Below are 6,082 nucleotides of genomic sequence, written 5' to 3' on the forward strand. Positions count from 1 at the left end.
AAAACGATAACCAACTGGCGATGTTATTCACGCTGGCCAACCTGTTTCGGGCGGACCAAATGATACGTCAGTGGGAGAGATCTCACTAAAAACTGGGAATAACGCCTTAAATGGCGAAGAAACGGTCTAAATAGGCTGATTCAAGGGAAGGTGCGAATAAGTCATATGGCACGAGAGCATTTACTGGTAACCCATTGATATTAAATGACTAAAATTTTCATTTTTTGTTCGTGGGATACTTGTTCGCACTTTCCCAAGGCATTTACGGGAGAAAAAATCGGCTCAAACTGAAAAAATGAAATGACTGAGTCAGCCGAGAAGAATTTCCCCGCTTATTCGCACCTTCCTTAACCCTGGTCGTCAGGTCAATTGCCGGTATAGGCCGCGCCCTGAACATGCCCCTTCTTGTCGCTTAGACAGGACCAGGGGGCATCGGCACCCGGCACCTTGATGGTCACGCCCACCCCTGCCTCGGAGTCCATCACATCGGTCACCTGCAACTTGCTCTGGGCCACCTTGGTCTTGGCGGAGACCGCTTGCAGGCAGGCTTTCTCGGCGAGGCTGCCCTTGTGGGCAGGGGCTGAGGCAGTGGCTGCAGCAGGGGCCGCAGAGGAGCCTGGCTGGCAGGTACCCGAGCCTTTCTTGCTGGTGTAGGAGACATCGTACTGGCCCCCGGTGTTGCTGATGGAGAGGGTGACGCCGGCGCCCTTGGCCTCGTAGAACTCCTCGCTGTACTTCTTGAGTTTGGCCTCCTTGCCATTGATATAGACGGGGCCACCTTCATCGCTGTGCATCTGGATTTGACCCGGGCACTCATAATTCAACTGGGGAATGGCGGCGCTCGCCGCACCCGCCATGGCCAGGGTTATGGCAGCGATCAGTACTTTCTTCATGGACATTACCTCAACTGTTTAATGATACGAGATTTATTATTTTATTTTTCCGGTTAACAACAATTCCATTGCCAGGCAGGAAATAGCCTTCATCCCTGATCGGAATAAATAGCGGCGGTACTTTATTTTAGCAACGAATTTTTATTATTTTTCCCTGGGATGAAAGTGAATATTGATCCGGAAGGGGTGGTAAACGTTTTCTCCTGACGGGTTGAACGGGACAGGGGGAAGGCGCGAGGAGTGAGGGGGTAAGCAGGATGGGGCCTCGACAGAGGAGGGAACTTGGCGGCGGTTGCGCCGGGAGTCATGACGCGGGGCGACTGGGCCCCGCGTTGCAGCGCAATGACGAGCGCCGGATCAGAGCCAGCGTTTCTCGCGGGTGAAGCAGACCGACAGCCAGGCGTCTCCCAGGGTGTCGCCGAGGCGGGACCAGAGCTCCTGGCGCAGGGCATCCTGGCGCTCGACGGGCCACTCCTGGCCGGGGGCCACCAGGATGTTGAGCTCGAGATCGAAGCGGCGGCCGCTTTTCGCCAGGTGGCTGTAGCATTCGATGCCATGGCGCTGGCGCAGGGCCTCGATCTCGTGTTCGACTCGCTGCTTGACCTCTCCCTTGGGGGCGATCTTCAGCACCTCCCGCAGGTTGCGACCGAGCACCTTGATGGGAATGAGGGTGGCGCACAGGGCCAGCAGGGAGACCAGCATGGGGTCTATGTAGCGGTTGTAGTGGCCGTAACCCAGGGTATCGAGCCCGATGGCGACCAGAAAGCCGATGAGCAGGGTGGCGCTGAGCAGGGTATCCACCAGCCACTCCTTGGAGTCCACCCGCACCAGCTCGGAGTTGACCCGCTCGGCCACGTCGGCCTCGATGAGATAGAGGATGCTGCAGAAGAAGGTGGAGACGACGGCATAGATGAGGGCGTGGCCGAGATCGATCTCCCGTCCGCCCGCCAGCAGGGAGGTGATGCCGCCATAGAGGGCACCGAGGCAGAGCAGCAGAATGATGGCGCCGTTGATGACGTTGGCGATGGGTTCGAAATGGGCGTAGCCGTATTGGAAACGGGCGTCGGAGGGGCGGGTAACCAGGTAGGCGGTGATGAGCCCAAGGCCCGTCATGCCCATGCTGAACAGGGTGAAGATGCCGTCCAGCATGATGGCGTTGGAACCGACGAACAGACCATAGCCGATCCCGAAAATGGCAAAGGTGATGCAACCAAACAGCGACAGGGTCAGCGCCTGTTTTTCGGTGCGAATAAGCGTACTGATAACATGGCTGTAGTGAGCCATAAAAGTCCTCCTTTCAAATGGTGAAGATTGCGCGCGCAAGCGGTTTTCTAGCTGATATACTGCCCGCTCACATGTGAGCGGACTGGTTCGGACACCCGCAAAGAGGCAGGCCCGAACGGTCGTTGTCGCCGGAATGCCGGCATCAAGCAAAGGATGGGAACAAGGATTCATGATCCCGAGACTCGATTACCAGGACAGTTTGTCACCTACAACCCTGCAGTTTCTTGAGTTGCTGGCGCGATCAGCATTTCGTGGTGATATCGAAAAGTCTTATGCAAGCCGGTTGGCGATGGCGACGGATAACAGCGTCTATCAGGTCGTACCTCAGGCGGTTCTCTATCCGCGCAGCGCGGATGACATAGCGGTGATGCTCAAGCTGGCCCAGGGGCCCGAGTACGCAACCTTGAGTTTCTTCCCTCGCGGCGGCGGTACCGGCACCAATGGCCAATCCTTGGGCGGCGGCATTATCGTCGATCTCTCGCGCCATATGAACCAGATCATGGAAATTAATCTGGAAGAGGGCTGGGTGCGGGCCCAGGCCGGGGTGGTCAAAGACCAGCTCAACGCCTATTTGAAGCCCCACGGCTACTTCTTCTCGCCGGATCTCTCCACCTCCAACCGGGCCACCCTGGGAGGCATGGTCAACACCGATGCCTCGGGGCAGGGGTCGCTGGTGTACGGCAAGACCTCGGATCATGTGCTCGGCCTCAAGGCCGTGCTGGAAAACGGCGATCTCATGGCGACCGAGCCGGTGACCGGTCAGCGTCTGGCGGACAAGCTGGCCCTCGAGAACCGGGAGGGGGAGATCTATCGCACCCTCTATCGCATCGGCCGCGAGCGGCGCGCCGACATCGAGGCCACCTTCCCCAAGCTCAACCGCTTTCTGACCGGTTACGATCTCAAGCACCTCTATCAGCCCGATACCGACACTCTGGATGTGAGCCGGGTGCTGTGCGGCTCGGAAGGCTCCTTGGGTTTTATCACCGAAGCCAGGCTCAACATCACCCCCATCCCGCGCTACCGCACGCTCGTCAACGTCAAGTACGACAGCTTCCCCTCCGCGCTCAGAAACGCCCCCTTTATGGTACAGGCCCACGCCCTGTCGGTGGAGACGGTGGACTCCCGGGTGCTGGGACTGGCTCGCGCCGACATCATCTGGCACTCGGTGAAGGATCTCATCCAGGATGTGCCCGGCAAGGATCTGCAGGGGCTCAACATCGTCGAGTTTGCCGACACCGACGAGGATGCGCACAAGGCCAAGGTGGCGGAGCTGTGCCGGCGCATCGACGGCCTGCTGGCGCGTGGTGAAGCCGGGGTCATTGGCTATCAGGTGTGCGACCACCTGCCGAGCATCGAGACCATCTATGGCATGCGCAAGAAGTCGGTGGGGCTGCTCGGCAACGCCGAGGGGCGCAAGAAGCCGGTGGCCTTCACCGAAGACACCGCCGTGCCGCCGGAATCCCTGGCGGACTTCATCATGGAGTTTCGCGCCCTGCTGGACGCTCACGGCCTTGACTACGGCATGTTCGGCCACGTCGATGCCGGGGTGCTGCACGTGCGCCCGGCGCTGGACTTGTGCGATCCCGAGCAGGAGGTGCTGCTGCGGCGCATCTCCGATCAGGTGGTGGCGCTCACCGCCAAATACGGCGGCCTGATGTGGGGGGAGCACGGCAAGGGCTTTCGCTCCGAATACAGCCCCGCCTTCTTCGGCGAGCTGTGGGAAGAGCTGCAACGGGTCAAGGGGGCGTTCGACCCGGCCAACCGCATCAACCCGGGCAAGATCTGCATGCCTTATGGCAGCGGCGCTTCGCTTGTCTCGGTGGACGGGCCCAAGCGCGGCAAGTTCGACCGCCAGATCCCGATTGCCGTGCGCGAGAGCTATACACGGGCGCTGGATTGCAACGGCAACGGTCTGTGTTTCACCTTCGAGACCGACTCCCCCATGTGCCCCTCGGTCAAGATCAGCCGCGACCGCCGTCACTCCCCCAAGGGGCGGGCTGGCCTGATGCGTGAATGGCTGCGCCAGTTGTCGGAGCAGGGCTTCGATCCCCTTGCCGAAGAGGTGGCGCTGCAAAGCGGGGGTCTACGCTTCAAGCAGATCGTCGACAAGTTCCGCAATACGGTGGCCCGCGCCCGGGGCGAGTATGACTTCTCCCATGAGGTGATGGAGGCGATGGAGGGGTGCCTTGCGTGCAAGGCATGCACCAGCCAGTGCCCCATCAAGGTGGATGTGCCCACCTTCCGCGCCCGCTTCATGCAGCTCTATCACAGCCGATATCTGCGCGGCCCCAAGGATTATTTCGTGGGCACGGTAGAAAGCTATGCGCCCCTGCTGGCCAAGGCCCCCAAGCTGGTCAACTTCTTCCTCGAAAAAGAGTGGGCCCAGAAGGCGACCGAGAAGAGCATCGGCATGGTGGATGTGCCGCTGCTCTCCGTGCCGACCCTGGCCGAGGAGCTGCGGGATCACCGCGCCCGCTATTTCGATCTGCCGGGCCTCGAGGCCATGAGCCCCGAGCAGCGCCAAAAAGTGGTGCTCATCGTGCAGGATCCCTTCACCAGCTACTACGACGCCCCCGTGGTGCGTGACCTAGTGAAGCTGGCCAGCAAGCTGGGCTATCAGCCCTACCTGCTGCCGTTCAAACCCAACGGCAAGCCTCAGCACGTGAAGGGATTCCTGCGCGCCTTCGCCCGCACTGCTGCCAGCAGCGCCCAGTTCCTCAACAAGGTGGCGGCCCTCGGCATCCCCATGGTGGGGGTCGACCCCTCTCTGGTGCTCTGCTACCGGGACGAGTACGTGAAGGCGCTCGGCCCCGCCCGCGGCGATTTCCAGGTGCTGCTGCCCCAGGAGTGGCTGCTCTCCCTGCCTGCCGAGGCGCTGCCGCTGCGGGAAGAGGCTGCCGCCGACCCCTGGTATCTGTTTGCCCACTGCACCGAGAAGACCGCCAAGCCCACCACCCACGGTGACTGGAGCACCCTGTTTGGTCGCTTCGGTGCACGTTTGCAGCCGGTGTCGGTGGGTTGCTGCGGCATGGCGGGCACCTATGGTCACGACGCCAAGCAGGTGGAGAACTCCAAGGGGATCTATGGCCTGAGCTGGGCCGAGCCTCTTGAACGCCTGCCCAAGGCTCGCTGCCTGGCCACCGGATATTCGTGCCGCAGCCAGGTCAAGCGGATGGAGGGGGAGAAGCTCAAGCACCCGCTGCAGGCCCTGCTGGAACTGCTCTGATGCTCCACTTTCCCAAGGGATTCCGGGTGCCAAAGGCCTATCGGCACCCGCATTTTCTGTTGCTCCCCACCACGCCGTCCCAGGCCGTGGTGGAGTTTGTCGCCATCCTGCGCGAGCGGGATCAGCTCCATCAGCTGTTTCGCCCGGACGATGTGTGGCCCTCCGCCCATTTTAGCCTGAGTCAACACGAGGCCGATCTGGAGTGGCAACGTTCCGAGTTCCTGGCCAAGCGCTCCTTTGCCTATGGCCTCTGGAGCCCGGACAGGGAGCCCCGCTTCTGGGGCGGGGTTTACCTCTATCCGTCGGTGCTGCCGGAGGTGCAGGTGGAGCTCTTCTTCTGGAAGGTGGCCGAGGCGCCGCTCATGGACAGCGAACTCGAAGCCGAACTGCGCGCCTGGCTCGGCAAGGTATGGCGCTGGTCCGAGCCGCGTCTGCCGGGGCGGGACGGCCCTTGGGCCGAGTGGCCAGGGGTGACCTATCCCTGGTGAGGGTCAATCTCGATGCAAGATGCCCCGGCGTGGGCATCTTTTTTTTGGTTCATCGCGGCTTTCCGGGGAAGGCCGCCTTGATTTTCAGAAAAAAGTATTCTGAGTCCCTAAATCCATATGCCATACGCTTTATCACTTTGATCTTGTTGTTCACCCCTTCCAGCACACTCGTGTGCATCGGGTAGTTTGCA

At 60.9% G+C, this 6,082-nt stretch carries 5 protein-coding genes; 2 read left to right on the top strand and 3 right to left on the bottom strand.

The genetic code is table 11. The features are described 5' to 3' along the window. Positions 1–365: 365 nt before the first annotated feature. Complete coding sequence (locus MUW49_RS12810; protein ID WP_041201638.1) at positions 366–893, bottom strand: hypothetical protein; 528 nt, start codon at positions 891–893, stop codon at positions 366–368. A 357-nt stretch (positions 894–1,250) separates the two neighbouring features. Beyond that, positions 1,251–2,177 (bottom strand): cation diffusion facilitator family transporter, encoded by a 927-nt coding sequence (locus tag MUW49_RS12815; protein ID WP_010675108.1) that lies wholly within the window; start codon positions 2,175–2,177, stop codon positions 1,251–1,253. Between the two features lie 169 nt (positions 2,178–2,346). Here MUW49_RS12815 and MUW49_RS12820 point away from each other — a divergent pair, with 169 nt between their 5' ends. Together MUW49_RS12820 and MUW49_RS12825 are read left to right on the top strand one after the other, a co-directional pair. Beyond that, positions 2,347–5,403, top strand: coding sequence for an FAD-binding and (Fe-S)-binding domain-containing protein (locus MUW49_RS12820; protein ID WP_244812861.1), 3,057 nt, complete (start codon positions 2,347–2,349; stop codon positions 5,401–5,403). After that, the gene (locus MUW49_RS12825; protein ID WP_244812862.1) at positions 5,403–5,891 is read left to right on the top strand and encodes a hypothetical protein; all 489 of its coding nucleotides are present in this window, start codon (positions 5,403–5,405) and stop codon (positions 5,889–5,891) included. Before MUW49_RS12820 ends, MUW49_RS12825 begins: the two co-directional genes overlap by 1 nt. A 49-nt stretch (positions 5,892–5,940) precedes the next feature. On the opposite strand, the gene MUW49_RS12830 is transcribed toward MUW49_RS12825, so the two are convergent. Continuing rightward, positions 5,941–6,082, bottom strand: a 142-nt coding sequence (locus tag MUW49_RS12830) for a transposase (RefSeq protein WP_210537842.1), incomplete at its 5' end; no start/stop codon positions are given.

The organism is Aeromonas sp. LsrichE-8G, assembly GCF_022869435.1.
GTDB classification, from domain to species: domain Bacteria; phylum Pseudomonadota; class Gammaproteobacteria; order Enterobacterales; family Aeromonadaceae; genus Aeromonas; species Aeromonas caviae.

Bases quoted from the DNA above. Each gene is read 5' to 3' on its own strand.
- MUW49_RS12815 (WP_010675108.1), bottom strand. From the start codon at position 2,177: ATGGCTCACTACAGCCATGTTATCAGTACGCTTATTCGCACCGAAAAA.
- MUW49_RS12825 (WP_244812862.1), top strand. From the start codon at position 5,403: ATGCTCCACTTTCCCAAGGGATTCCGGGTGCCAAAGGCCTATCGGCAC.
- MUW49_RS12820 (WP_244812861.1), top strand. From the start codon at position 2,347: ATGATCCCGAGACTCGATTACCAGGACAGTTTGTCACCTACAACCCTG.
- MUW49_RS12810 (WP_041201638.1), bottom strand. From the start codon at position 893: ATGAAGAAAGTACTGATCGCTGCCATAACCCTGGCCATGGCGGGTGCG.